Source organism: Tateyamaria sp. LSS28 (assembly GCF_059611725.1).
In genome coordinates this window covers 1-23,433 of sequence record NZ_JCAPFI010000001.1, presented here as the reverse complement: position 1 = coordinate 23,433, position 23,433 = coordinate 1, and the positions used below count along the sequence as shown (strand labels likewise).

At 57.2% G+C, this 23,433-nt stretch carries 26 protein-coding genes; 16 read left to right on the top strand and 10 right to left on the bottom strand.

Annotated elements, in window-relative coordinates; translation table 11 throughout:
• Nucleotides 1-5 precede the first annotated feature (5 nt).
• Nucleotides 6-371 carry a helix-turn-helix domain-containing protein gene (locus AC53L6_RS00130; protein ID WP_299208256.1) on the bottom strand — a complete coding sequence of 122 codons (366 nt, stop codon included), beginning with the start codon at nucleotides 369-371 and terminating at the stop codon, nucleotides 6-8.
• A 175-nt stretch (nucleotides 372-546) separates the two neighbouring features.
• On the opposite strand from AC53L6_RS00130, the gene AC53L6_RS00125 reads away from it, so the two are divergent.
• Together AC53L6_RS00125 and AC53L6_RS00120 are read left to right on the top strand one after the other, a co-directional pair.
• Nucleotides 547-1,449, top strand: coding sequence for a LysR family transcriptional regulator (locus tag AC53L6_RS00125; RefSeq protein WP_299208257.1), 903 nt, complete (start codon nucleotides 547-549; stop codon nucleotides 1,447-1,449).
• Nucleotides 1,450-1,538: 89 nt separating this feature from the next.
• Complete coding sequence (locus AC53L6_RS00120; RefSeq protein WP_299599733.1) at nucleotides 1,539-2,255, top strand: hypothetical protein; 717 nt, start codon at nucleotides 1,539-1,541, stop codon at nucleotides 2,253-2,255.
• A gap of 15 nt (nucleotides 2,256-2,270) precedes the next feature.
• On the opposite strand, the gene AC53L6_RS00115 is transcribed toward AC53L6_RS00120, so the two are convergent.
• Complete coding sequence (locus AC53L6_RS00115; protein ID WP_496906370.1) at nucleotides 2,271-3,869, bottom strand: phosphoenolpyruvate carboxykinase; 1,599 nt, start codon at nucleotides 3,867-3,869, stop codon at nucleotides 2,271-2,273.
• Between the two features lie 347 nt (nucleotides 3,870-4,216).
• Between AC53L6_RS00115 and AC53L6_RS00110 the strand changes: the two genes are divergently transcribed.
• The 7 genes from AC53L6_RS00110 to AC53L6_RS00080 all read left to right on the top strand — a co-directional run bounded on the left by AC53L6_RS00110 (nucleotide 4,217) and on the right by AC53L6_RS00080 (nucleotide 9,577).
• Nucleotides 4,217-4,918 carry a response regulator transcription factor gene (locus AC53L6_RS00110; RefSeq protein ID WP_299208263.1) on the top strand — a complete coding sequence of 234 codons (702 nt, stop codon included), beginning with the start codon at nucleotides 4,217-4,219 and terminating at the stop codon, nucleotides 4,916-4,918.
• A gap of 47 nt (nucleotides 4,919-4,965) precedes the next feature.
• Nucleotides 4,966-6,657 carry a sensor N-terminal transmembrane domain-containing protein gene (locus tag AC53L6_RS00105; RefSeq protein WP_496906369.1) on the top strand — a complete coding sequence of 564 codons (1,692 nt, stop codon included), beginning with the start codon at nucleotides 4,966-4,968 and terminating at the stop codon, nucleotides 6,655-6,657.
• A 6-nt stretch (nucleotides 6,658-6,663) separates the two neighbouring features.
• Complete coding sequence (locus AC53L6_RS00100; RefSeq protein ID WP_496906368.1) at nucleotides 6,664-7,089, top strand: HPr kinase/phosphorylase; 426 nt, start codon at nucleotides 6,664-6,666, stop codon at nucleotides 7,087-7,089.
• A complete protein-coding gene (gene rapZ / locus AC53L6_RS00095; RefSeq protein WP_496906367.1) occupies nucleotides 7,086-7,979 on the top strand; it encodes an RNase adapter RapZ in 894 nt (297 codons plus the stop codon). Before AC53L6_RS00100 ends, rapZ begins: the two co-directional genes overlap by 4 nt.
• Complete coding sequence (locus tag AC53L6_RS00090; RefSeq protein WP_299208269.1) at nucleotides 7,976-8,371, top strand: PTS sugar transporter subunit IIA; 396 nt, start codon at nucleotides 7,976-7,978, stop codon at nucleotides 8,369-8,371. The genes rapZ and AC53L6_RS00090 overlap by 4 nt, the downstream gene beginning before the upstream one ends.
• A 2-nt stretch (nucleotides 8,372-8,373) precedes the next feature.
• On the top strand, nucleotides 8,374-8,643 hold the full coding sequence (locus AC53L6_RS00085; protein ID WP_299208270.1) for an HPr family phosphocarrier protein: 270 nt from the start codon (nucleotides 8,374-8,376) through the stop codon (nucleotides 8,641-8,643).
• Nucleotides 8,644-8,713: 70 nt separating this feature from the next.
• On the top strand, nucleotides 8,714-9,577 hold the full coding sequence (locus tag AC53L6_RS00080; RefSeq protein WP_299702228.1) for a lysophospholipid acyltransferase family protein: 864 nt from the start codon (nucleotides 8,714-8,716) through the stop codon (nucleotides 9,575-9,577).
• 50 nt (nucleotides 9,578-9,627) lie between these two features.
• On the opposite strand, the gene AC53L6_RS00075 is transcribed toward AC53L6_RS00080, so the two are convergent.
• On the bottom strand, nucleotides 9,628-10,503 hold the full coding sequence (locus tag AC53L6_RS00075) for a 3-hydroxybutyryl-CoA dehydrogenase (RefSeq protein ID WP_299702320.1): 876 nt from the start codon (nucleotides 10,501-10,503) through the stop codon (nucleotides 9,628-9,630).
• A 150-nt stretch (nucleotides 10,504-10,653) separates the two neighbouring features.
• Here AC53L6_RS00075 and AC53L6_RS00070 point away from each other — a divergent pair, with 150 nt between their 5' ends.
• Complete coding sequence (locus AC53L6_RS00070; protein ID WP_496906366.1) at nucleotides 10,654-11,466, top strand: DUF6473 family protein; 813 nt, start codon at nucleotides 10,654-10,656, stop codon at nucleotides 11,464-11,466.
• 58 nt (nucleotides 11,467-11,524) lie between these two features.
• Here the strand turns inward: AC53L6_RS00070 and AC53L6_RS00065 are convergent, their stop codons facing one another.
• Both AC53L6_RS00065 and AC53L6_RS00060 read right to left on the bottom strand, forming a co-directional pair.
• Nucleotides 11,525-12,451 carry an electron transfer flavoprotein subunit alpha/FixB family protein gene (locus AC53L6_RS00065; protein ID WP_472728906.1) on the bottom strand — a complete coding sequence of 309 codons (927 nt, stop codon included), beginning with the start codon at nucleotides 12,449-12,451 and terminating at the stop codon, nucleotides 11,525-11,527.
• Complete coding sequence (locus AC53L6_RS00060; protein WP_299599726.1) at nucleotides 12,451-13,209, bottom strand: electron transfer flavoprotein subunit beta/FixA family protein; 759 nt, start codon at nucleotides 13,207-13,209, stop codon at nucleotides 12,451-12,453. The genes AC53L6_RS00065 and AC53L6_RS00060 overlap by 1 nt, the downstream gene beginning before the upstream one ends.
• Nucleotides 13,210-13,395: 186 nt before the next feature.
• Here AC53L6_RS00060 and AC53L6_RS00055 point away from each other — a divergent pair, with 186 nt between their 5' ends.
• Nucleotides 13,396-13,761 (top strand): VOC family protein, encoded by a 366-nt coding sequence (locus tag AC53L6_RS00055; RefSeq protein ID WP_299208282.1) that lies wholly within the window; start codon nucleotides 13,396-13,398, stop codon nucleotides 13,759-13,761.
• Between the two features lie 65 nt (nucleotides 13,762-13,826).
• Here the strand turns inward: AC53L6_RS00055 and AC53L6_RS00050 are convergent, their stop codons facing one another.
• From AC53L6_RS00050 to AC53L6_RS00035, 4 genes are all read right to left on the bottom strand, one after another.
• On the bottom strand, nucleotides 13,827-14,402 hold the full coding sequence (locus AC53L6_RS00050) for a cob(I)yrinic acid a,c-diamide adenosyltransferase (protein WP_299749997.1): 576 nt from the start codon (nucleotides 14,400-14,402) through the stop codon (nucleotides 13,827-13,829).
• Nucleotides 14,403-14,404: 2 nt separating this feature from the next.
• Nucleotides 14,405-14,611 carry a twin transmembrane helix small protein gene (locus AC53L6_RS00045; RefSeq protein WP_299749994.1) on the bottom strand — a complete coding sequence of 69 codons (207 nt, stop codon included), beginning with the start codon at nucleotides 14,609-14,611 and terminating at the stop codon, nucleotides 14,405-14,407.
• A 72-nt stretch (nucleotides 14,612-14,683) separates the two neighbouring features.
• Nucleotides 14,684-15,514, bottom strand: a complete 831-nt coding sequence (locus AC53L6_RS00040; protein WP_496906365.1) for an SDR family oxidoreductase — start codon at nucleotides 15,512-15,514, stop codon at nucleotides 14,684-14,686.
• A 55-nt stretch (nucleotides 15,515-15,569) separates the two neighbouring features.
• The gene (locus AC53L6_RS00035) at nucleotides 15,570-16,175 is read right to left on the bottom strand and encodes an SH3 domain-containing protein (RefSeq protein WP_299599720.1); all 606 of its coding nucleotides are present in this window, start codon (nucleotides 16,173-16,175) and stop codon (nucleotides 15,570-15,572) included.
• 228 nt (nucleotides 16,176-16,403) lie between these two features.
• Here AC53L6_RS00035 and AC53L6_RS00030 point away from each other — a divergent pair, with 228 nt between their 5' ends.
• The 3 genes from AC53L6_RS00030 to AC53L6_RS00020 are packed head-to-tail and all read left to right on the top strand — an operon-like array spanning nucleotide 16,404 to nucleotide 21,053.
• A complete protein-coding gene (locus AC53L6_RS00030) occupies nucleotides 16,404-18,698 on the top strand; it encodes a DNA topoisomerase IV subunit A (RefSeq protein ID WP_496906364.1) in 2,295 nt (764 codons plus the stop codon).
• The gene (locus AC53L6_RS00025; protein WP_496906363.1) at nucleotides 18,619-19,974 is read left to right on the top strand and encodes a YjgN family protein; all 1,356 of its coding nucleotides are present in this window, start codon (nucleotides 18,619-18,621) and stop codon (nucleotides 19,972-19,974) included. Before AC53L6_RS00030 ends, AC53L6_RS00025 begins: the two co-directional genes overlap by 80 nt.
• A complete protein-coding gene (locus tag AC53L6_RS00020; protein ID WP_496906362.1) occupies nucleotides 19,971-21,053 on the top strand; it encodes a M48 family metallopeptidase in 1,083 nt (360 codons plus the stop codon). The genes AC53L6_RS00025 and AC53L6_RS00020 overlap by 4 nt, the downstream gene beginning before the upstream one ends.
• On the opposite strand, the gene AC53L6_RS00015 is transcribed toward AC53L6_RS00020, so the two are convergent.
• The gene (locus AC53L6_RS00015) at nucleotides 21,050-22,414 is read right to left on the bottom strand and encodes a cytochrome P450 (RefSeq protein WP_496906361.1); all 1,365 of its coding nucleotides are present in this window, start codon (nucleotides 22,412-22,414) and stop codon (nucleotides 21,050-21,052) included. The two genes, AC53L6_RS00020 and AC53L6_RS00015, sit on opposite strands and share 4 nt — an antisense overlap.
• Before the next feature lie 110 nt (nucleotides 22,415-22,524).
• On the opposite strand from AC53L6_RS00015, the gene AC53L6_RS00010 reads away from it, so the two are divergent.
• On the top strand, nucleotides 22,525-23,133 hold the full coding sequence (locus tag AC53L6_RS00010; RefSeq protein ID WP_496906360.1) for a hypothetical protein: 609 nt from the start codon (nucleotides 22,525-22,527) through the stop codon (nucleotides 23,131-23,133).
• A 189-nt stretch (nucleotides 23,134-23,322) separates the two neighbouring features.
• Nucleotides 23,323-23,433, top strand: a 111-nt coding sequence (locus tag AC53L6_RS00005; protein ID WP_170744588.1) for a GTP-binding protein, incomplete at its 3' end; no start/stop codon positions are given.

Sequence of the window (23,433 nt, the reverse complement as noted above, 5' to 3'; positions counted from 1 at the left end):
TGCGTTTATGAAGCGCGGCGTGCGACAGTCAGCCCGGACACATCTTCGATGAAGGTGACGATGCGTGATTTGATCTTGTCGTCTTCAATCGCAGCGAGCGCATTCACGATATCAAGCCCGCGATCGCTGCGTGGTGCAGCCATGTTGCCTGCGTCCGCCAAACCTTCAAAGAAGTAGGATGTGGGTACGTCGAGGATGCGCGACAGCTCAAACAGACGGCTCGCGGCGATTCGGTTCGAACCGATCTCGTATTTCTGGATTTGTTGAAAAGACAGCTCCAAGCGCTTTGCAACATCTGTTTGGGACATCCGACGCAAGGTGCGGATCTGTTTCAAGCGTTTACCAACGTGTACGTCGACAGGATGCGACATGACTGATTACCTCCGGTTGTTCTGGGAGAGTGATCGCCCAGTACACGCATCGGTTCAATTGAGTAGATTTACACCCAAGACCACACGTAAATGTTGCATTAATGTATGATTTGTTTAACGTGGATGTATTGTTGATCATACATCGAGTAAGCATGTGAACGCGCCAACGCCAAACTTGAGTGAGTTGAACCAGCCCCTGCTGTTCGAGATGATCCGCTCGTTCACAACATTGGCGGAAACGCTGAACTTGTCCCATGCTGTGACAAGACTAAACAGCACGCGTCAAACGGTTCGTCGCCATATTTCGCAGCTTGAGGAGATGCGTGGTGAGGAGCTTTTTCGGACAAAAGACCGGCGCTACGAGCTGACCGAGGCGGGGGAAGCCGCGCTGCCGGAAGCACGAGAGCTGCTTATGCATGCCAAGGTGTGGTCGCGAGGTCAGACTGGCATGCGCGGTGCACTGCAGTATCTTCAAGCCCATCAAGGTGACTGGGTTTTTTACCAGCAGCAGCGACCGATTGGGGACATATGGACAGACGAGTCGGTCCTTCTGCGTGAAACCTATCGTGCGTGGGTCATGGCCTCGGGAGAGATTGAGAGCCCAAATCTGTCTCATGTGCGTCCATATCTCATGGTTTATCGCAATTCTGATTCGGGCTGGATTTGTGTGGAGTTCGGAAATCTCTCGGCATACGTGAATTGGTTTGGGCTGGATTATGCTCGTTCCAGCATTGGCCGTCCGATCGCCCGGCTTCCAGCTGGCGAAGAATTCGGCCGTATGCTGGATCAGTCTTTTCTGGATATTCAAACGACACAGATGGCTCGGCTGGATCATGTTTATACCCGGATGCCAAAGGGAAACGATGAAAGCCAAGTGACGATGGCTTACCAACGCCTTATGATGGCTGGATTTTTTCCGGATCGGTCCTCGGCTGTCATGACGCTGGTGGTCCCGACCATCAACGTCAAGATAGCTGCGCTGGACGAGGTGCAGCGCGCTGCCATGACCGATATTACGCAACCTGACTTCGACCCGGCGAACGCGAAGTTCGAAAGGATGGCCGCAATGACCACCTGAATCGAATTACACTTTTTCAGCGAGTTTTTCGGGTATTTTGACATAAATTGTCCTAGCTTTGGCGTAAGTGCGTCAAAGGAGAGACTTTTATGACCATTCAATTCCCTGGAAACGCGGCGCCGTTCATTGCAACAAGCCGCAATATCTTGATCTCACAGGGGATCACTCTGACGATCGGCACAGACTTTGACGAGTACAAGGACATCGTTGCTGAAGAGCGGCCGATGCAGAAACTTGGCGCACCATTCGATCCTGAACTGCATGGCTTGAACCGGTCAAACGCATTCTGGCTGACTGGCCGAAACGAAGATGGGGAACTGATTCATACCCAAGCCGCTAAACGTGTTCGCCTGTCCGGGAAACCGCTCAGCAGCTACCTGCTGCGCCAGTTCCGTGCGTTTCCTCCGCCTTTGAAAGGCGTGGACCTGGCCCGGTCGCGTTTTCGCGCGACGCCAGGCACCCACCGGATTGGCGGTATGGCCGCCTATCACGGAGAGTTTTGGGTCGCGCCAGAACGCGGCAAGTATCGTGGTGTTGGTCTGGCGCCCGTACTCGGACGCACGGGTATGTTGGAGATGATGCAGCGCTGGGATCCAGACTGGATTTATGGCTTCATCCTTAACGTAGTCGCTTACAAGGGATTCGGGGCGCGAATTGGTTACCTGCACCTCGAACCCAGCGTGCTCAAATGGGTCGTTGATGGGCGTGACGCCCCCATCGACACTTTTCTTGCCTACAACAGCAGAGAAGATTTGGAATATCTGCTCGATATTCCATTGTCGGATGTCGTGCCCGAGGCCGCTTAGGCCCCGGGTAACGCATTAGCTGATGGCGGCTGCTTTCACGTCGTCATCGATGTAAGGCAGGTATTGTTCGAAGTTGTTCGAGAACATGTCGACCAGCTTTGTTGCCTGTGCATCATATGCTTCGGCATCATCCCACGTCCGACGTGGATCAAGCAGAATATCGGCAACACCTGGAACAGAGATCGGAACATCAAATCCGAAGTTAGGATCCTTACGGAATTCGCCGTTGGCCAATGTGCCGTCCAGAGCAGCGGTGAGCAAGGCGCGCGTTGCGCGAATCGGCATTCGGCTGCCGGTTCCGTAGGCTCCACCTGTCCAGCCTGTGTTAACCAGCCAGCATGTTGCGCCGTGCTTGGCGATCTTCTCTTGCAACAGTTTGCCATACGCCTCTGGGCGGCGTGGCATGAACGGAGCGCCAAAGCAGGTTGAGAATGTTGGCTCGGGCTCAGTCACCCCGCGTTCTGTCCCCGCCACCTTCGACGTAAAGCCAGACAGGAAGTGGTACATGGCCTGTGCCGGTGTCAAACGCGCGATGGGAGGCAGTACACCGAATGCGTCGCATGTGAGCATGATGATGTTCTTGGGATGGCCGCCAAGGGCGCTGGATGATGCGTTAGAGATGTAGTGCAGCGGATATGCACAGCGCATATTGGCTGTCAGGCTATCGTCCTCGAAATCCAACTCCTTGGTTTCGGGATCGAATACCATGTTCTCGATCACTGTGCCGAACTTTTCGGTTGTCGCATAAATCTCGGGTTCGGCCTCTGCACTCAAGTTGATGGTCTTGGCATAGCAGCCACCCTCAAAGTTGAACGTACCACGATCTGACCAGCCGTGTTCATCGTCGCCGATCAATACCCGGCCGGGGTCAGCGGACAAAGTCGTCTTGCCGGTGCCCGACAGTCCAAAGAAGATTGCGGTATCAACCGGGTTGCCTTGTGCATGGTTCGCCGAACAGTGCATGGGCATCACACCTCGATCTGGCAGCAGGTAGTTCAGCAGCGTGAAAACTGATTTCTTGTTTTCGCCAGCGTATTCTGTTCCGCCGATAAGGATCATCTTGCGGTCAAAGTTCATCGCGATGACGGTTTCGGACCGGCAATTGTGACGCTCGGGGTTTGCCTTGAAAGACGGGCAGTTGATGACCGTGAAATCAGCGATGAAATCCTTCAAGTCCTCTGCGTCAGGACGGCGCAGCATGTGACGGATGAACAGCCCATGCCACGCCAGTTCGGTGACCATGCGTACGTTGATCGAATAGCTTGGATCTGCACCGCCCGTCAGGTCCTGAACAAAATACTCGCGCCCTTTCATGTGCTCGAGCATGTCGTCATGGAGGGTGTCGAAGCCTTCCGGCGACATCGCGGCATTGTTTTCCCACCAGATGCTTTCAGCCACGCTGTCTGTCTTGACCACGTGTTTGTCTTTGGGCGACCGGCCCGTGAACTTGCCGGTGGTGACAAGGAACGCACCCCCCTTGCCCAAAGTACCCTCGTTGCGTTCAAGCGCGTGTTCGATGAGGTCTGGTTCGATCAGGTTGTAATAGACATCGCCCAGCCCTTTGATCCCTTGATCTTCGAGGCGGAACTGCGGGTTTACCCGTCCAAATGTCATATGAACTCTCCTGATGCCGCTGGGCGGCTTTGTTGGGTCAGAGGGTAGCCAAAAGGCCCAGAACCGACGTCTTGCCAGCCTGTTCCGGCGTCTTAACACGTGGATTTACTTGATGAATAGGCCTGCGGCAAAGGTTAGCGCCACCATGACGACCGGTTGCGCAAACAGTGACTGGGCGACATGCACCCGATACGGGAATGTGCGGCAATTTAGCCATTCCTAACCACTTTCTGACCAGTCTGAGGCCCATTCAGGGCGTGATTCGCACTTATGGATTGATTCGGAGGGTTAAAGTCGAGAGAATGCCCGAAAAATCAATAAGTACGAGCAGTATAAGGAAACAGGCAATGTCCAAGATTGCATTGGTGGATGACGACCGGAATATTCTGACGTCCGTATCCATGACGCTCGAAGCTGAAGGGTTCGAGGTCGAAACGTATAACGATGGTCAGGCTGCGCTTGACGCCTTTAACAAGCGTCTGCCAGACATGGCGGTGCTGGACATCAAGATGCCGCGCATGGACGGCATGGATCTGTTGCAACGGCTGCGGCAGAAAACGACCATGCCCGTCATCTTCCTAACGTCTAAGGATGACGAGATTGACGAAGTGCTGGGTCTGCGTATGGGGGCAGATGACTACGTCAAGAAACCGTTTTCGCAACGCCTGCTGGTCGAACGTATCCGCGCGCTATTGCGTCGGCAGGATGCAGTTGCCGGTGACATCGTCGGCGACACGGAAGAAACGAAGGTGATGGAGCGCGGTGATCTTCGGATGGACCCTCTGCGTCACGCCGTAGCCTGGAAGGGCAAGGATGTATCATTGACCGTGACCGAGTTCCTTCTGCTGCAAGCCTTGGCGCAGCGGCCTGGATTTGTGAAATCGCGCGACCAGTTGATGGATGTAGCATATGACGATCAGGTCTATGTAGACGACCGCACGATCGACAGTCACATCAAACGCTTGCGCAAGAAGATGCGCAGCGCAGACAATGAATTCTCGGCGATTGAGACGTTGTATGGCATCGGGTATCGTTACAACGAAGAATAAGAGGCGCGTTTCGAAAAGAACAGGCCAAGAGGATAATCGTGCGAGACATGAGCTCCCCTGCTTCCCGGGATGGTGACGTTGTTCTGGGCGAAGACTGGGTTGCACCGGAAACATCCGGCGCGACCGAGTTGCGGGATGGGCGTGCACGACGCGGCTTGATGTCTTTGCGGGCATCGCCCCTGGCCCGCAAAATCATTACCTTTAACCTGATCGCACTCAACGTTCTTGTTGCGGGCATTCTGTATCTGAACTCAACGCGTGAGAGTTTGGCGGTTCAAAGGCTGTCCGCACTTGTTGCGCAAGCCGAGTTGATCGCCGATGTGCTTGAAGCGCAGCTTCCAGTCGGCGCACCGGTAAACCTTGCAACCGGCGATGGGGCAAATGTTCCAGACACGTTGGCTAAGCTAGATCTGCGCACGGGCCATGAGGTTTACGTATTCGATGCGTCAGAAGCCCTTGTCGGGCAAAGCGAGGGCACCCTGGCGCCGCTTGCTAACCAGGTAACCGAAACTGAAAATGTTGCTGTTCTGACGGATGGGCTGAGTTGGCTTTGGAGTCAGGTGTCCCGTCCGTTTTCTGGACCTGAAGCCGCCGTACCCGCACCCATCGAAGACCAATTGCGTCCATTGGTGGCGCGTAGCATGACGGGCGATACGCAAATCAGTGAAAACCTGACTGTTGCCGGGGGCGCTGTGTTCAGCGTTGTTACCCCAATTCAGCATGACGGGGCTGCCGTCGGCGTGATCGCGTTGACCAGCGCATCTGGTGAGATCGACGCGCTGGTGCGTGGGGAACGCGAACGTGTTTTGCAGATGTTTGTAATCGCGACGCTTGTGTCCATTGGCCTTAGCCTTGTATTGGCATCGACGATCGCCAATCCACTGGCTGATCTCGCCACGGCTGCAGAGTTGGGGCGCGACAAGAATGCCCGTAAGGTCAATCCTGGGCGCATTCGTATTCCGGATCTCACGGCACGCCCGGATGAGATCGGCCGCCTGTCGGGCGCGTTGCGTGGTATGATCGCTGCACTCTATAATCGGATCGATGGCAACGAACAGTTTGCAGCGGACGTCGCCCACGAAATCAAAAACCCACTTGCTTCTCTAAGGTCGGCGGTGGGCACGCTCCGCATGATTAAGCGCGACGATCAGCGCGAAAAGCTGCTGGACGTGATTGACCATGACGTTCGGCGCCTTGACCGTCTTGTAAGCGATATCTCGAACGCGTCCCGCCTTGACAGCGAGTTGGTAAAGGAGGAGGAGGAACCATTGAACCTCCTGCAAATGCTTGGAAATCTGGGCCAATATCTGGGTGAAGACGCCCGGAGCAAAGGCATTGAGTTCATTACAGATCTGCCCGCGCATCCCATCGAAGTACAAGGTCTGGAGGCGCGGTTGGCACAAGTTTTCGTCAACCTGATAACGAACGCCATTTCGTTCTGTGAAGACGGTGATGCGATCCGTGTCTGGGCCCGCAAGCGTGAAAATCGCGTTCTTGTTGTCGTCGAAGATACCGGTCCAGGTATCCCAGATCAGGCGCTCACTAAGATTTTTAAGCGCTTCTATTCCCAGCGCCCTGAAGAGCATTTTGGCAACAACTCTGGCCTTGGCCTCGCCATTTCGAAACAGATTGTTGAGGCGCATGGCGGCGTGATCTGGGCGGAGAATATTCGCCCGACAGATGCCGACATCACCTCGGAACCGCTCGGGGCCCGTTTCGTCGTCGGTCTGCCGGTCTAGTCTCCGATGTCCCAGTCCATGCGTCTGCACGCGAGCGCCGTAACCGCGCACGGGCGAGGTGTTTTGATCATTGGCGCATCTGGCAGCGGTAAGTCGGGCCTCGCGCTTCAACTCATGGCATTAGGTGCGACGCTTGTGTCGGATGATCAGACTATGCTTTCTGGAGTCGATAACGTGGTACACATGAGTGCACCCGAAAGCATTGCGGGTCTTATTGAAGCACGCGGTATCGGAATAATACGCACAGACAACACGAGTGCCCGATTGTATCTTGTTGTCGATATGGACCGGGCTGAAACTAAGCGCTTACCCGATGCGCATACCAAGACGATCTTAGGCCAAACACTGCCTTGCCTTCACAAAGTGGACAGCCCTGCTTGGCCTTCGGCGATCATGCAATACCTCAAAGGTGGGCTTAGATATCCGGAATGACTGTTGCCATGATCGTGCCTCGCCGCCTTGTACTTGTGACTGGTCCCTCTGGCGCCGGACGATCCAGCGCGATTCGTGTGTTGGAGGATCTGGGGTATGAGGCGATCGACAATATGCCCGTACGTCTGATCCGGGCCTTGCTGAACGATCCCATGCCGGACAAGCCAGTGGCGCTCGGCATTGATCCGCGCAACCGGGACTTTTCAAGCACTGCAATTTCCGATGCGCTTGGCCAGGTTGCCGGTGTGCCAGGGTTGGTGCCCGAGCTTCTCTATCTGGATTGCCGCATGGATGTGCTTCTTAATCGGTTTTCCGAAACACGGCGCAGGCACCCCTTGGCAGAGGCAGATAGGGTCGAAGCAGGGATACTGAGGGAGAAAGAGCTGCTTGCACCAGTGCGCGAACGGGCGGACGTGCTGCTCGATACGTCGGACCTGAACGTGCACCAATTGCGTGCCGAGGTAGAGCACTGGTTTTCGCCGGGGGAGCAAACCCAACTGGCTGTTGCGGTACAGAGTTTCAGCTATAAACGCGGCCTGCCACGCTCAGTTGACATGGTCTTTGATTGCCGCTTTCTGAAAAACCCGTATTGGGAGCCAGGATTGCGCAGCAAAACCGGCCTGGATTCGGACGTCAGAAGCCACATTTGGGCCGACCCGCGCGCGGCCGAGTTCGAAGCACGTTTGCGCGATCTCTTGCTGTGGCAACTGCCAAGTGTGCTAGACGAAGGGAAATCTCACCTCTCGGTTGCATTCGGTTGCACGGGCGGCCAACACCGGTCTGTTGCCATGGCGGAAACCTTGGCTGCAGCCCTTGCAGAGGCTGGCTGGCAAGTGTCTATTCGGCATCGGGAACTGGATCGCCGCAAACGCGAAGAGGCATCAGCTTGATCGGGATAGTGATTGTCGCACATGGCGGGCTCGCTGGTGAGTATCTGCGAGCGATAGAACATGTCGTCGGCAAACAGGCCGGTGTCCGTGCCATCGCAATCGAAGCTGACCATGACCGCAAGGCGAAGGAAGACGAAATCTGCGTGGCTGCAGATGAGGTCGATGCCGGCGATGGTGTGGTTGTTGTAACCGATCTGTTTGGGGGCTCCCCCTCGAATCTCAGCTTACTAGCCTGCAAGCCGCAAAACCGCCGCATCCTTTACGGCGCAAACTTGCCCATGCTGATCAAACTTGCGAAAAGCCGTAAGATGCACGTAACGGATGCCGTGCAGGCCGCCCTGAGTGCCGGCAAGAAGTATATCGACAGCCAGAATATAGGCGCAGATACCTGAAGATGACTCACCGCAAGCTGGAAATTGTGAATATAAAGGGTTTGCACGCTCGCGCGTCTGCTAAACTTGTTGAAGTGGTTGAGGCATTCGACGCCCGCGCAACGGTGACCCAGGATGGCATGTCTGCATCAGGCGATAGCATTATGGGTCTTTTGATGTTGGCAGCGCCAATGGGAAGTTTTATTGACGTTGAAACGTCCGGACCGGATGCTGAGCCATTGGCGGATGCCGTGAGTGCTCTGATTGCTGACAAGTTCGGAGAAGAGGCCTGAGCCGATGAAGGCTCGAGAGGTCCATACGTCGATAGAAGGTGACGATCGTTTGGTCGATAGCACACATAACATGACGAAGGTCACAAAACCTGACGCCGAGAAGGTTAGCTTCAATACATACGACCGCCGTAGCCTGTCGTATGCTTCGACTTTCGATGATCCGTGGAAAGCCAGCTTCATCCGAGTGATGGAAGCCTTTACTGGCAAGCTGACAATCCTGCGCCTGATCCGAAAGTTCGAACGGCAAGGTGCCCCATCTGGCCAAGCCTTTTGGCGCGCCTGCCTTGATGTGATGGGCATCGATCTTACAACCCCGCAAGACCAGTTGGACCGTATCCCGAAAGAAGGGCCGGTGATTGTTGTCTCCAACCACCCGCACGGGATGGTGGATGGTATGATTTTTGCCGACCTGATCGGACGCGTGCGTCCCGACTATCGCATTCTCACCAGATCCCTGCTGACCGTCATTGATGAAGTTGCGGGCAGCTACATGATACCAGTGCCTTTCCCACATGACCCTGATGCGCAACGCAAGGGGGTTGAGATGCGGGCCAAGGCGATGGCCCATCTGAAGGACGGTGGCGTTGTTGCCCTATTTCCGTCTGGCGTTGTTGCTACATCGGAAACGTGGTGGGGGCCAGCTGTAGAGGCGGAGTGGAACGTGTTTACGGCCCAGCTGATCCGCCGGTCTGGTGCGACTGTGGTTCCGATGCGCTTTCCGGGTTCTAACAGTCGCGCATACCACATTGCGGACAAGGTATCGCCTATGCTGCGACAAGGTCTGCTGCTGCACGAGATCGTCCGCTCGTGCAATAAGCCGCAAGGCCCCGTTGTCGGGCATCCGCTGGATCCGGAAGTTGTGACCGGCTTCAAGGATGATCCGCGCGGTTTCATGGCTTGGCTGCGCGAGCATACAATGGCGTTGAAAGACTGACGAACTTAAGGCTTCGTAGAAGTTGGGCGCATTCCCTTTGTGTGAAGACGCTATCGCGTCGGAACAGGCGTCTCTCCGCGATAATCATAAAACCCGCGCTGTGACTTGCGGCCCAGCCATCCGGCTTCCACGTATTTGGTCAAAAGCGGGCAGGGGCGGTACTTGGTGTCCGCAAGCCCGTCATGCAGGACGTTCATGATGGCCAGACACGTATCGAGCCCGATAAAATCCGCCAGTTCCAAAGGTCCCATTGGGTGATTTGCCCCCAATTTCATCGACGAGTCGATGGATTTGACGGATCCAACCCCTTCATAAAGCGTGTAGACCGCCTCGTTGATCATCGGCATCAGGATTCGATTGACGATAAAGGCAGGGAAATCCTCTGCAGTAGCTGCCGTCTTCCCAAGCTTCTCCACAACTGCGGCGCAGGCTTCGAACGTTTCGACATCCGTTGCAATTCCCCGGATCAGTTCGACGAGCTGCATCACCGGAACCGGGTTCATGAAATGGAAGCCCATGAATTTCTCAGGCCGATCCGTGCGACTGGCCAGACGCGTGATTGAGATGGATGACGTGTTCGAGGTGAGGATGGTGTGTGGTTGCAAATGCGGTACCAGATCTTCGAATATTGCCTGCTTGATGGTTTCGCGTTCTGTCGCCGCTTCGATCACCAGATCGGTTTGCCCAAGATCGGTCAGCGTTTGCGTCGTTTGAATGCGTCCAATCGCTGACAACTTGTCGTCTGCGCTGATTTTCTCGCGGCTCACCTGCCGTTCGAGGTTCCGATCGATGGTCGCCATGGCCGCAGCCAATGTGTCGCCCGAAATATCGGTCAGCATGACATTGTACCCGGCGAGAGACATCACATGCGCGATGCCATTCCCCATCTGGCCCGCGCCAACAATTCCAACCGTCTTGATGTCCATTTTCGACCTCATGCCACGTTCCCGCACCATATGGTCACGCACCTGTTGGGGGCAAGGGGACGCGATGCATCAATGATGACCATCCTTGTTAGGGGTTCTTAAACAAACTGCTGTCACAGTGGCCATGGGTAAATAGTGAGAGTGGGTCTCATGAGTATTGAATCGTTGGGTCCGGGTGGGCTCGATTACTTGCCGTGTAGATACGGCAATTCCAAAGTATTGTTTCGCGGGCCAAGGCGGTCTCTGGATGGGCCATTTATTGCCTTTTTTGGGGGGTCGATCACATACGGTAAATTCGTACCTACGCCGTTTCCGGATCTGGTCGAACAGTCTATGGGCACGACATGCGTGAATTTTGGATCACTGAACGGTGGGGTCGATGTTTTTGCGACCGATCCCTATCTGCGTAAGGTGTCTGGCTTGGCGCAAACGACAGTGATTCAGATCACCAGTCCACGGAATATGTCGAACCGGTTTTATCGGGTGCATCCCCGTCGCAACGATCGGTTTGTCGAAGCCTCATCGTTGCTGCGTGCGATCTACCGCGAGGTTGATTTTGCCGAGTTCAATTTCACCAACCACATGTTGAACCGGCTATACCTTCTATCTCCGGAACGTTTCGAGGCAGTGGTGGAAGAGTTGCAGACTGCGTGGGTTGCACGGATGCGACTGGTACTCAGCCAGATACCGGGCAGGACCGTGTTGTTGTGGGCGGGACGTCAAACGCCCGAGGGGTCTGCAAATGATCTTGATGCAGATCTTGCCTTGGTTTCCCGAGAGATGATTGAAAAAGTGTCCGAACTAGCGACCAAATATGTGGAAACAGTTATTTCGGACGAAGCGGTGCAAGCAGGAACGGAAGGTATGGTGTTCAGTGAAATGGACGCACCCGCGGCCCGCACCATGCCGGGTCCCGTGGCACACCACGAAATCGCTCAAGCCCTTGTTCCAGTGTTGAAGTGACACAAAAAAGCCCGCCGCATGGGTGCGGCGGGCTTAATTTTTTGCAGGAAGTGCCTGTTTACAATTTTTCGATCATCTCGGGTACAGCATCAAACAGGTCGGCGACCAGACCGTAGTCTGCAACCTGGAAGATAGGTGCTTCTTCGTCCTTGTTGATGGCTACGATGACCTTGGAGTCTTTCATGCCAGCCAAGTGCTGGATCGCACCTGAGATGCCAACGGCAACATAAAGGTCAGGGGCCACGACTTTACCGGTTTGACCGACCTGCCAGTCGTTCGGTGCGTAGCCCGAGTCGACAGCAGCCCGCGATGCGCCAACGGCGGCGCCCAGCTTGTCGGCCAATTTCTCGATCAGTGCGAAATCGTCTTCGGAGCCTACGCCACGGCCACCGGATACAACCACTCCAGCGGATGTCAGCTCGGGACGGTCGCTTGCGGCAACCTTGTCCTCGACCCAGCTCGACAGTGCGGGATCAGCTGCCGCACCGATGTTTTCAACCGAGGCTGAACCACCTGTGCCCGCTGCATCAAAGGTCGATGTACGGAAGGTGATAACTTTCTTACCGCCTCCCGCTTTCACGGTCTGGATCGCGTTGCCTGCGTAGATCGGGCGCTCGAACGTGCTCCCGTCTACCACAGCTGTTGCGTCCGAGATCACCATGGCGTCCAGCAGCGCCGCGACACGGGGCATGATGTTCTTTGCATCCGTGGTGGCCGGGGCAACGATGTGCTCATAGTCACCGGAAAGCGACACGATCAGGTCTGATACAGGCTCGGCCAGACGTTTGCCGTACAGCGCATCCTCGGCGCAAAGCACCTTGGCCACACCGTCGATGGTCGCCGCGGTGGCAGCAGCGTCGGCGCAGGTTGCGCCGGTTGCCAGAACGGTGACGTCACCCAGCGCCTTGGCGGCGGTCACGGCCTTGGCCGTGGCGTCCATCGCCAGTTCACCATCATTGATCTCTGCGAGAAGAAGAACAGCCATTACACAGCCCCCGCTTCTTTGAGTTTCGCCACAAGCTCTTCTACCGAGCTCACCTTAATGCCTGCAGCACGCGCTTCGGGCTCTGCCGTCTGCACGATCTCGAGCCGCGGTGCGGTGTCGACGCCGTAGTCAGCGGCTGTCTTTTCATCCAGCGGCTTCTTCTTGGCTTTCATGATGTTGGGCAGCGACGCATAGCGCGGCTCGTTCAGGCGCAGGTCGACCGAGATGACGGTCGGCATGCTCACTTCGATGGTCTGCAGACCACCATCGACTTCGCGTGTGACCTTGGCTTTGTCACCGGCAATCTCGACTTCTGATGCGAAGGTCGCCTGGCTCCAGCCCATCAGGGCCGACAGCATTTGGCCAGTAGCGTTCATGTCATTGTCGATGGCTTGCTTGCCACAGAGAACCAGACCTGGTTGCTCTTCCTCGACCACTTTGGCGAGGATTTTGGCAACCGTCAGCGGCTCGATGTCCGTGTGGACGTCATCAGCTGCAATGACGAGGATTGCGCGATCCGCGCCCATCGCCAGCGCTGTACGCAGTGTTTCCTGAGCTTGCTTGACGCCGATGGAGACGGCAACGACTTCCTCGGCCTGGCCCGCTTCTTTCAGGCGGATGGCCTGTTCGACGGCAATCTCGTCAAACGGGTTCATCGACATTTTCACATTGGCGAGATCCACACCCGATCCGTCCGCTTTCACGCGTACCTTCACGTTGTAGTCGATCACGCGTTTGACGGGCACAAGCACCTTCATGAGCGTTCCTCTCCTTAAAATAACGACTCAGCTTTGACAGCGGAGATAGTCAATCTCGTGTGGTTTACCCAAGACGCCGCCACGGAAACAGGACAAAATCGTCACGTCACGGCAAATGAACGCCGCGTTTTCAGTGTGATGCCGTTGAACGGAAACTTTGATACACTGTGGGAAAGGGGGATTGCCATGGAACGTGTTCAAGGCTTCGGCGGGTTTTTCTTCCGGTCTAAGGATCCGGCTGCACTGTCCGCATGGTATCGTGACAGGCTTGGGATCGATCTGGTGCCGACCGCTGCCGATCAAACACCGTGGATGGCCGACGGGGGTGCAACCGTTTTCGCCCCCTTTGCCGCCGATACCGACTATTTTGCCGCTGACAAGAGCTTTATGCTGAACTTCCGCGTCAGTAATCTCGATGCGATGGTGGCACAGCTTGAGGATGCCGGCGTCTCAGTGAAGATGGTTGGGGACATGCCCGGGATCGGGCGCTTCGCGCATCTTTCCGATCCCGAGGGGACACCGATCGAGTTGTGGGAACCCGAGCCGGTCTGAGTGCGAGTGGACAACCCGTGGCTCCGCCCTTCCGATAGCCAAACCTTCCACCAGAGGTTTTGCCGCTAGTCGCGGTTCGCCCCCGGAATCCATAGCACGTCATCCTTGCCGCCATTGTTGGCAATGCGCGCCGCGACAAAGAACCAGTCGCTGAGACGGTTCAGGTATTTGACAGCCGCCGGGTTCACCGCCTCCATGGTTGCCAGTTCTACCGCCAAGCGCTCGGCACGTCGCGCCACGGTTCGGCAGACGTGCAGATGCGCAGACAAGGTTGAACCGCCGGGCAGAATGAAGCTGCGCAAGGGTTCAAGATTGCCGTTCATGGCATCGATCTCTGCTTCCAGTCGCGTCACCTGAGCATCGGTCATGCGCAGCGGTGGATATTCGGATTCGGCATCCTTTTCCATATCCGGCCGACACAGGTCTGCGCCCAGATCAAAAAGATCGTTCTGGATGCGGCTCAGGGCAGTATCGGCGTCGCCGGTCGCTTCCAACCGGGCCACACCCAGAAACGCATTCAACTCGTCGGCTGTGCCATAGGCGGTGACACGCATCGCGTGTTTGGCCACCCGCGCACCATTGCCAAGGGCCGTTTCGCCCGCATCACCCGTCTTTGTATAAATCTTGTTCAGAACAACCATGTTCAGTTCCCCGTTCCACGCAATGCGACATAGACAAGTATTAAAAGGACAGCCACGAACTGCGCACCGATCCGGTAGCGCATCAGGCGGTTCGAGTTGTTCTTGGCCCACCCAGAGCCCTTGGCAAAGCCGCCAAGGCCAAGCATCAGCACCACGACAACTGCCAGACAAGCCAGCATGATCAAGATGAATAGCGGGTCAAAGCCCATGTTCTTTTGTCCCTTTTCCTTACGCTTGGACCATGTAGGCGACGCACGCGCAAAAGCGAACGCGTCGTTCGGTCACCCGACGGATAGAATCCGGTCCAAACCGCGTGTAGTCAGGATCCTTCGGAGCGCGGCCATCAGAAATGTGGGGGTCGTGACCATGTAGACGGGACGCGGCTTGCGGGCGTCCAGCGCATGCTTCAGTTTCTTGACCACCGCCTCTGCAGGCAGCTCAAACGTGTCGGGTCCACTGTCCTGATACAGCCTCTTGCGCAGCTTTGTGCGGTAATGCTCGACACGCGGAGAGTTTTCCCAATCGATCCACTTTTCGAAATGCGGGATCGAGTTGGCGCGGATCTTGCTGGTGATCGGGCCGGGTTCGATCAGGATCACGTCTATGGGAGTGTCGCGCATTTCGATCCGCAGCGTATGGGTCAGCCCCTCAAGCGCAAACTTGGTCGAATTGTAGGCACCGCGCCAAGGCATGGTCACAAATCCCAGCACGGATGAACACTGCACGATCCGTCCATGTCCCTGTTTGCGCATTGCGGGGATGACTTGTCGCGTCAGGTCATGCCAGCCAAAGAAGTTGGCTTCGAAGATGGCGCGCAGTGCATCCGTTGGCAAATCTTCGACCGCGCCCGGTGTGCCGAACGCGCCATTGTTGAAAAGCGCATCAAGGGTGCCCCCGGTGGCCTCGAATACCTCTTGCAGACCATTGGTGATGGTCGCCGTGTTTGCATAGTCGATCAGCGGGCTTTCGAACCCTTCGTCTTGCAGACGCGTGCAGTCTTCTGACTTTCGGCAAGCTGCAAACACACGCCAGCCTGCGTCACGCAGTCCGTGTGCCGATGCGTACCCGATGCCAGACGAACAGCCTGTGATGAGAATGGATTTCTGTGTCATGTTTTGTCCCGCTCGAACTTGGGTGGGACAATAGTGCGTTCCGCTGGGCGCGCAATCAGCCTTCGCTTAACAGGTAGTCAGCCATCCAACCGATGGTTCCACCGTTTAACGGGCGCAGTTCGACCCAGCCGTTTCCGGGGTCTTGCAGGACTTCGACCTTAGCGCCGCGCGTCAGGCGATTGACGACCGAATAGTCCGTGCCGGGGCCACCGCGCACATTCACGCTGCGGGCAGACACGGCGCGCACATCTTTCGATGGGTCTGCGGCCGCTTCGGGTGCGTTGAAGTCAACGGGGGTAATGATTGCGGTGTCGACAATCAGACTTGGCAGAATGATCGTCGGTTCTTCTTCGCTCAGGGCGATATCCGTTTCACTCTCTGCCTCGACGGCGCGCGGACGCGCTGCAGTTGTCTGGACAGTCCGCTGCGGGCGCAGGACATCGCTTACGCTGTTCAGGTTCAGCGAAACGCGTGTCACGTTTTCCGGCACGGCGGGGGCGGCAGGTGCCACGGCGACCTGCGTCAGCGTTTCCTGTTTGACCTCTACGGGCAATTCAATACGCGACAGGCGGGTTTGCTCGGCGTCAAAGTCGGCGCCTCCGCTCATCTCGTAAAAGGCAAAGGCCAGAAACCCAAATGTGATGATAATGAACCGCATCATACTATGCGTCTCCCCCAACATACTTTGTGTGTCACATCAGCAGCTTGATGACACATGACAAACCTTAACAAACCGAGTGATTCCAAACACTGGTAAAAACCGGTCAGTTTTCCCCGCAGCATGCGTTGTGGTGTCCAAGCAACGGAGTGTTCGCGCCAAAGCTTCCCGAACGGAAGATCGTCCATCTGACCGCTTGTTCCCGGCAAGGCGGGCCGCTACACATCATCTATGTCCGATCAGACCGATACCCCCAACATGGACCTGTCCGAACCGCTGCGTCGCGCGCTGGGTGAGCGGTACCTGACCTATGCGTTGTCCACCATCATGCACCGTGCGCTTCCGGATGCGCGGGATGGACTGAAGCCGGTACACAGACGAATTTTATTCGCCATGCGGGAATTGCGGTTGTCGTCCTCTGGTGGATTCCGCAAGTCGGCCAAGATTTCGGGCGACGTGATGGGCAACTATCACCCCCACGGGGATGCCGCGATTTACGATGCCATGGCCCGCCTCGCGCAGGATTTCAACGTGCGCTACCCGTTGGTCGATGGGCAGGGGAACTTTGGCAATATCGATGGCGATAACCCTGCGGCCTCGCGCTATACAGAGGCACGGATGACAGCCGTGGCCGAGGCGCTGCTTGAGGGGTTGAACGAAAACGCCGTTGATTATCGCGAGAATTATGACGGCACGCTGACGGAACCGGTGGTGCTGCCCGCCCAGTTCCCGAACTTGCTGGCCAACGGATCTTCTGGGATCGCCGTGGGCATGGCAACGAACATCCCGCCCCATAATATTGCCGAGCTGTGCGACGCCTGCCTGCACCTGATCAAGACGCCGGATGCCCGCGACGATACGCTTCTGAACTACGTGCCCGGCCCTGACTTCCCGACAGGCGGTATCATTGTCGAACCGCTCGAGGCTATCGCGCAAGCCTACCGCACGGGCAAGGGTGGGTTCCGCTTGCGCTGCCGTTACGAGGTCGAGGATCTGGGCCGTGGCCAGTGGCAGATCGTCGTGACCGAGATTCCGTATCAGGTCCAGAAATCCAAGCTGATTGAGAAACTGGCCGAAGTCATCCAGACCAAGAAGGTGCCGATCCTCGCTGATGTACGGGACGAGTCTGCGGATGATATCCGCCTGATCCTCGAACCCCGGTCCAAGAATGTGGACCCGGACGTACTGATGGGGATGCTTTACCGCAATTCCGATCTCGAAGTGCGGTTCTCGCTCAACATGAACGTGCTGATCGACGGGGTCACGCCCAAGGTTTGCTCGATGAAGGAAGTGCTGCGCGCCTTCCTTGATTTCCGGCGCGAGGTGCTGATCCGCCGCAGCCAGCACCGTATGGAAAAGATCGACCACCGGCTCGAGGTGCTCGAGGGTCTGATCGTTGCCTTCCTCAACCTTGATCGTGTGATAGACATCATCCGCTATGATGACGATCCCAAGGCCGCGCTGATGCGCGAGGACTGGGGCAAGGATCATCCTCGCGCCATGACCGAGGCCGACTATGTCTCGCCGCCCGCGGGTGATGGTGAACTGAGCGAAGTTCAGGTCGAAGCGATCCTGAACATGCGCCTGCGGTCCCTGCGCCGTCTCGAAGAGATGGAACTGCTGCGCGAGCAATCCGAACTGATGGAAGAGCGTGCCGGGCTCGAAGACCTGCTCGAAAGCGAAAACCTGCAATGGCAGGCCATCTCCGACCAGATGCGCGAGACCAGAAAGAAATTCGGCAAGGACTACGAGGGCGGCGCCCGCCGCACTACGTTCGCCGAAGCAGGTCAGATCGAGGATGTGCCGCTTGAGGCGATGATCGACCGCGAACCGATCACCGTCGTGTGCAGTCAAATGGGCTGGATCCGCGCTATGACTGGCCATATTGATCTGAACCGCGAGCTGAAATTCAAGGACGGTGATGGTCCGCGTTTTATCTTCCACGCGGAAACCACGGATCGTCTGGTCGTGGTCGGGTCAAACGGGCGGTTCTACACGCTGTCCGCGTCGAACCTGCCGGGCGGGCGCGGCATGGGCGAGCCGTTGCGCCTGATGGTCGATCTGCCGAACGAGGTGCAAATTCATTCCCTGCTGACTCATAAACCGGGCCGTAAGCTATTGGTCGCATCATCCGCCGGCGATGGGTTCATCGTACCCGAGGACGAAGTGATCGCGCAGACCCGGACGGGCAAACAAGTGCTTAACGTGCGTGGCGGCGTCGCGATGGCCGTCTGTAGACCCGCCGAAGGGGATTGCGTTGCCGTTGTCGGTGAAAACCGGAAGGTTCTGGTCTTTGGTCTCGAAGAGTTACCGGAGATGGCGCGCGGCAAGGGTGTGCGTCTCCAAAAGTACAAGGACGGGGGCCTCAGCGATGCAACCACCTTCACCCTGGCAGACGGGCTCAGCTGGCTCGACCCCGCAGGACGGACAAGAACGGAAACCGACCTTGCCGAGTGGCGCGGAAAGCGCGCAGGGGCAGGGCGGATGGCCCCCCGCGGCTTCCCAAGAGACAACAAGTTCACCTGACGGCGCGCTCACGGTCGGCTTTGTCGGTCGTCGTGGTGCGGTCTTTTGGCTCGCTCTGACCACAGGATTCTGGTCCATTCTGACGTTGGGCTTTTACCGTTTCTGGATGAAGACACGGCTGCGCCGTTACTTCTGGGGATCGATCCGGCCCGGTGGTCATCCGATGGAGTATGTCGGCGACCCGTGGGAAAAGCTGCTGGGCTTCTTCATCGCGGTCGTGATCCTTACCTTCTATATCGGCGTGGTGAACCTGCTGTTGATGTTCGCCAGCTTCACCCTGTTTGACGGCAATGTCGCGGGTTACTTCCTCAGCTTTCTGGGCGTGATCCCCCTGTGGTTCTATGCCCGGTATCGCGCGCGCCGCTACGTCCTTGGGCGCACGCGCTGGCGCGGCGTGCGCTTCGGGTTAGAGCCCGGTGCTTGGGGTTATGCGTGGCGTGCCTGTGTTCACTGGCTTGTCACGATTTGCACGCTCGGCATCCTCTGGCCGCGCATGACGTTCTATCTCGAGAAATACCGCACCGACCGCACCTTTTTCGGCTCGTCCAAGCTGACTCAAGGTGGGCGCTGGACGATGCTTTACCGGGCAGCCTTACCGTTGATCGGGGCGATTGTTGCATGGGTTTTGTGGGTGGTCTGGATCACCTTCATCGACCCGATCGGAGAGATTTGGGCAGCCTTCCTCGATGAGTTGTTGATCGAACTATTGGGGTACGAGGCATTCTTTTCCAAAGGGACAGCCAAGCCAAAGAACGTATGGCGGTTATGGCTTTTGATCCCGCTAGCTGTCGCTCTCTACACGGGTGTTGTGCACTACATGTTCGGTGCGCGGCGCATCATGGCCAACCACAAGTCGGCACCGGGCATTGCGGTCCGGTCAAACCTGCGCACAGGGCGGATCGCGTGGATTTATGCCGGTGGTACCTTTTTGGCTTATCTGGTGCTTACCCTTGGGATCATACTGTTATCGCTGATTGTTCTGCCGATCTTCGGGTTCGAGATTCTTGCGCAGATCACAGGCACCGACGCCGACCTTACTTTCGATGCGCCGCGCTGGGTTGCCATCACGGCATCGGTTATCGTCTATTTCGGCATCTTTCTTCTTTGGTCCGTGGTCTACAATACTTTCGTGACATTCCCGCTGATGCGGCACATGGCAACAACAACCGTACTGCCCGAACATCATGGTTTGCAATCCGTCAGCCAGGCCGCGCGCGATGAATTCGCCGAAGCCGAAGGCTTTGCCGAGGCTCTTGATTTGGGGGCCGCGATATGACCCACGCCTCTTACTTCAATGGCGACACGCCAAATCCGGTTCCGGTCTATGTCACGCCCAGTGACGACGGCGCGCAAATAATTCTTTCACGCCCGAATGCCGACGACGTGATATGGCCCGCATCTGATATTCGAACGGTATCGGACCTGCCCAGTGGGATTGATGCGGTCTTGCGGTTGACCAGCGATCCGGTTGCGCGGCTTTACGTTCACGACGCCGGAACGTTGCCAAGATTGCCGCACCTCAATCGGCGCGCACCGCCTAAAGGCCGCGGACGCCTTGCTATGTGGGCCGCAGGTGCGGTGGCTGCGGTCGCCTTACAGATCGGCATCCTGATCCCGCTCATGGCTGACCAGTTGGCCAACTTCATTCCACCCCGCGCTGAACGCGCGCTGGGCGAGGCAACATTTGAACAGATCCGTGGTGCGCTGGGCAGTGATACTCTGGGCCCGCTGCGGGTCTGCGAAAAACCGGAGGGGCGGGCGGCACTGAATGAAATGGCCGCGACCTTTGCCCCGTCGATACCTGACAACGGCGAAATATCTGTGTTCGTTTTGAACCACCCGATGATCAACGCCTTTGCCTTGCCGGGTGGATACGTCGTGTTCTTCCGCGGCTTAATCGACGCAGCCGAAACGCCCGAGGAAGTGGCTGCCGTCTTCGCCCATGAACTCGGCCACGTCGTTAGCCGCGACCCCACGCGGCACGCCCTGCGGTCAGCTGGCAGCATCGGCGTTCTGGGTCTGCTCTTTGGTGACTTTGCAGGCGGTGCTGTTGTGCTGTTCCTGACGGAACGGCTCATTGATGCAAACTACACCCAAGCCGCCGAAGAGGCTGCGGACACCTTTGCGCACACGGTGCTTGAGGACGCCGAGATTTCTCCCGCTGCCCTCGGGGACATGTTCGAACGGTTGCGTAAGAAGCATGGAGACAGTGATGGTACTCTTTCGCATTTCCTGTCCCACCCGACCTTGTCCGATCGCATCGACAAAGCGCGTGATGCGGCCCCGGAAGATGGAGACTGGTCCCCGATCCTGACCGAACAGCAATGGGCAGACCTTCAGGGAATTTGTGGCTAGGCCAGCTCGGCGGTTAGCCACACACCGCCATCTGGTCGCAGGGTCAGGATCATAACAGGGTCGGGGTTCTTGCCCGCAACAGGTACAAATTTGAAACGGCTCAGCACCGTTGCCAGGATGATCACAGCTTCTTGCAGGGCGAAGGAAGCGCCAATGCAGATGCGAGGGCCGTCTCCAAAGGGCAGGTAGGCATAGCGATCCACCAACTTGCGGTCGGCAAACCGCTCCGGTCGGAACGCATCCGGGTTGTCCCACAAAAGCTTGGATCGGTGCACGGCATAAATCGGAATGATGCAGGTGTCGCCTTTCCGGATTTCGCACCCACACAGAACGTCATTTGCCATGGCCGTGCGCGACACCATCCCTGCAGGCGGGTACAGACGTAGTGCCTCATCGATGATCTGGCGGATAAAGGGTAGATGCTGGATGTCGCCGCCGCGGGCGGGACGCCCTTGCAGGACCGATTGCGCTTCGGCCCGCGCACGATCCTGCGCGGCAGGGTCGAACGCAACAAGGTACATGGACCACGCCAGGGTCAGAGCCGTGGTTTCGTGTCCTGCGACAATGAAAGTCAGCAGGTTGTCCCGCAACTCCGCCGTGGTCATCTTGCGCCCGGACTCCGGATCTTCGCCAGCCATCAACAGGTCCAACAGATCGGGCACGCCATCATGGGGCCGCGCGGCTCGGGTTTCGATTGCCCGGTCGGCAATGGCTTTGGTGTCGCGCATTGCTGTGCCCTGCACCATGCGCCCGGGGCGAGGCACCCAATCCGGTGCGCCCATGATATCGAAGAGTGAAATTTTGCCGGCATTCGAGATGTAGTCCTCGATCGCGCGGTGGATGGATGATCGGTCGAATGTCCCATCGCCCGAAAAGGTGACGTCAGCAATAACGTCAAATGTTGTGGTCACCATTTCGTCCAGCAGGTTCACGGCTCTGGGTCCGGCTGCTGCAATCCGGTCTGCGCAACGTTCGGCGGCGGCGGTCATGATCGGGGCAAGGTTCATCATGTTGCGGTGGGTGAACACCGGGGCGGCCGTACGACGTTGCCACCGCCAGTTCGCGCCTTCCGCGATGAACAAGGACTCGCCGATGGCGGGCTGCAACAGGTTCTTGGTGACGACGGACTTGGGGTATGTGTCCAAGCGGTCCAGCAGCATCTGGCGAATGCCGCCGGGGTCCATGACCATATGCCAACGCTTGCCGGTCTTGCCGGACACGATGGGCAGGCGCGTCGCTGCTTCGGGGATGATGCCTAGCACGTTCTTGCGCGCCATCTGAAGGCTTTTCCAGATGCCGGTCTCTTCTTTCACCAGCGGCACGCGCACTGGCAGCGCATGAGGCAGAGCCGTGTCGGACATGTCACCCTCCGTTGATACGTAACGATATATGTGGTGCGCAGGACCGGGCAATTGCGCCAACGTCGCAGCTGCGCTATCCGATACGCAATAAAAACGGGGAGAATACAGGAATGATGCGTTGGGTTTTGGGCCTTTTGATGCTGGTGACGGTTTCGGCATGCGCCAGCAATCGCGACCTTGGAGACGCGCCGGTCCCACTGGGTGACTTCCGGCTCGAACATAACATCGTCATCGCGGAAAATGCGCAGCGCGGACCTCTGAGCCGCCTGGCCAGCGAGGAACAGCTAACGGCCGCGGTCAAGGACGCGATGGCCGAACGGTTTGGGCGCTACTCGGGCGCCAGCCGCTACCACTTCGGTATTTCCGTTGAAGGTTACGTTCTGGCCCAACCTGGGATCCCGCTTGTGCTTGCGCCCAAATCGGCCCTGATCCTGAATGTCACGGTCTGGGATGACGCCGCAGGGGGCAAATTGAATAACGAACCCGAGCAGATTACCGTTCTGGAAACATTTGGAACCGCGCCAATCATCGGGACAGGCTACACGATGACAGCCGAGGAGCAGCTCAAGGAGTTGAGCCAGAATGCGGCCAAGGCAGTAGAGCGTTTTCTTGTGAAGCAAAGGAATGAGCAGGGTTGGTTCGCGCCGGATTCGGCAGCGCCGGACGCATCCGAGGCACAGCCATCGTCATTGGAGACCGAGGCGGCAGCAGCGGGGTGAAATCCTATACACAGGAGTAAGGCAGCTGCCGCGTCACGGGCTGCTGTCCTATCCGCCTGCAGCACGACAATAAATCGGTCCGCATACCACCGCGAACCTGACTTGATTTTCCCGCCCAATCACAATAAATGCCGCGCGGAGTGAACAACGGGGTTCCGACCCACAACTGAACAAAGGGCGTCTGACAAGATGGCAAAGGAAAAGTTTGAACGTACGAAGCCGCACGTTAACATTGGCACGATTGGCCACGTTGACCACGGCAAGACGACGCTGACGGCGGCGATCACGAAGTATTTTGGT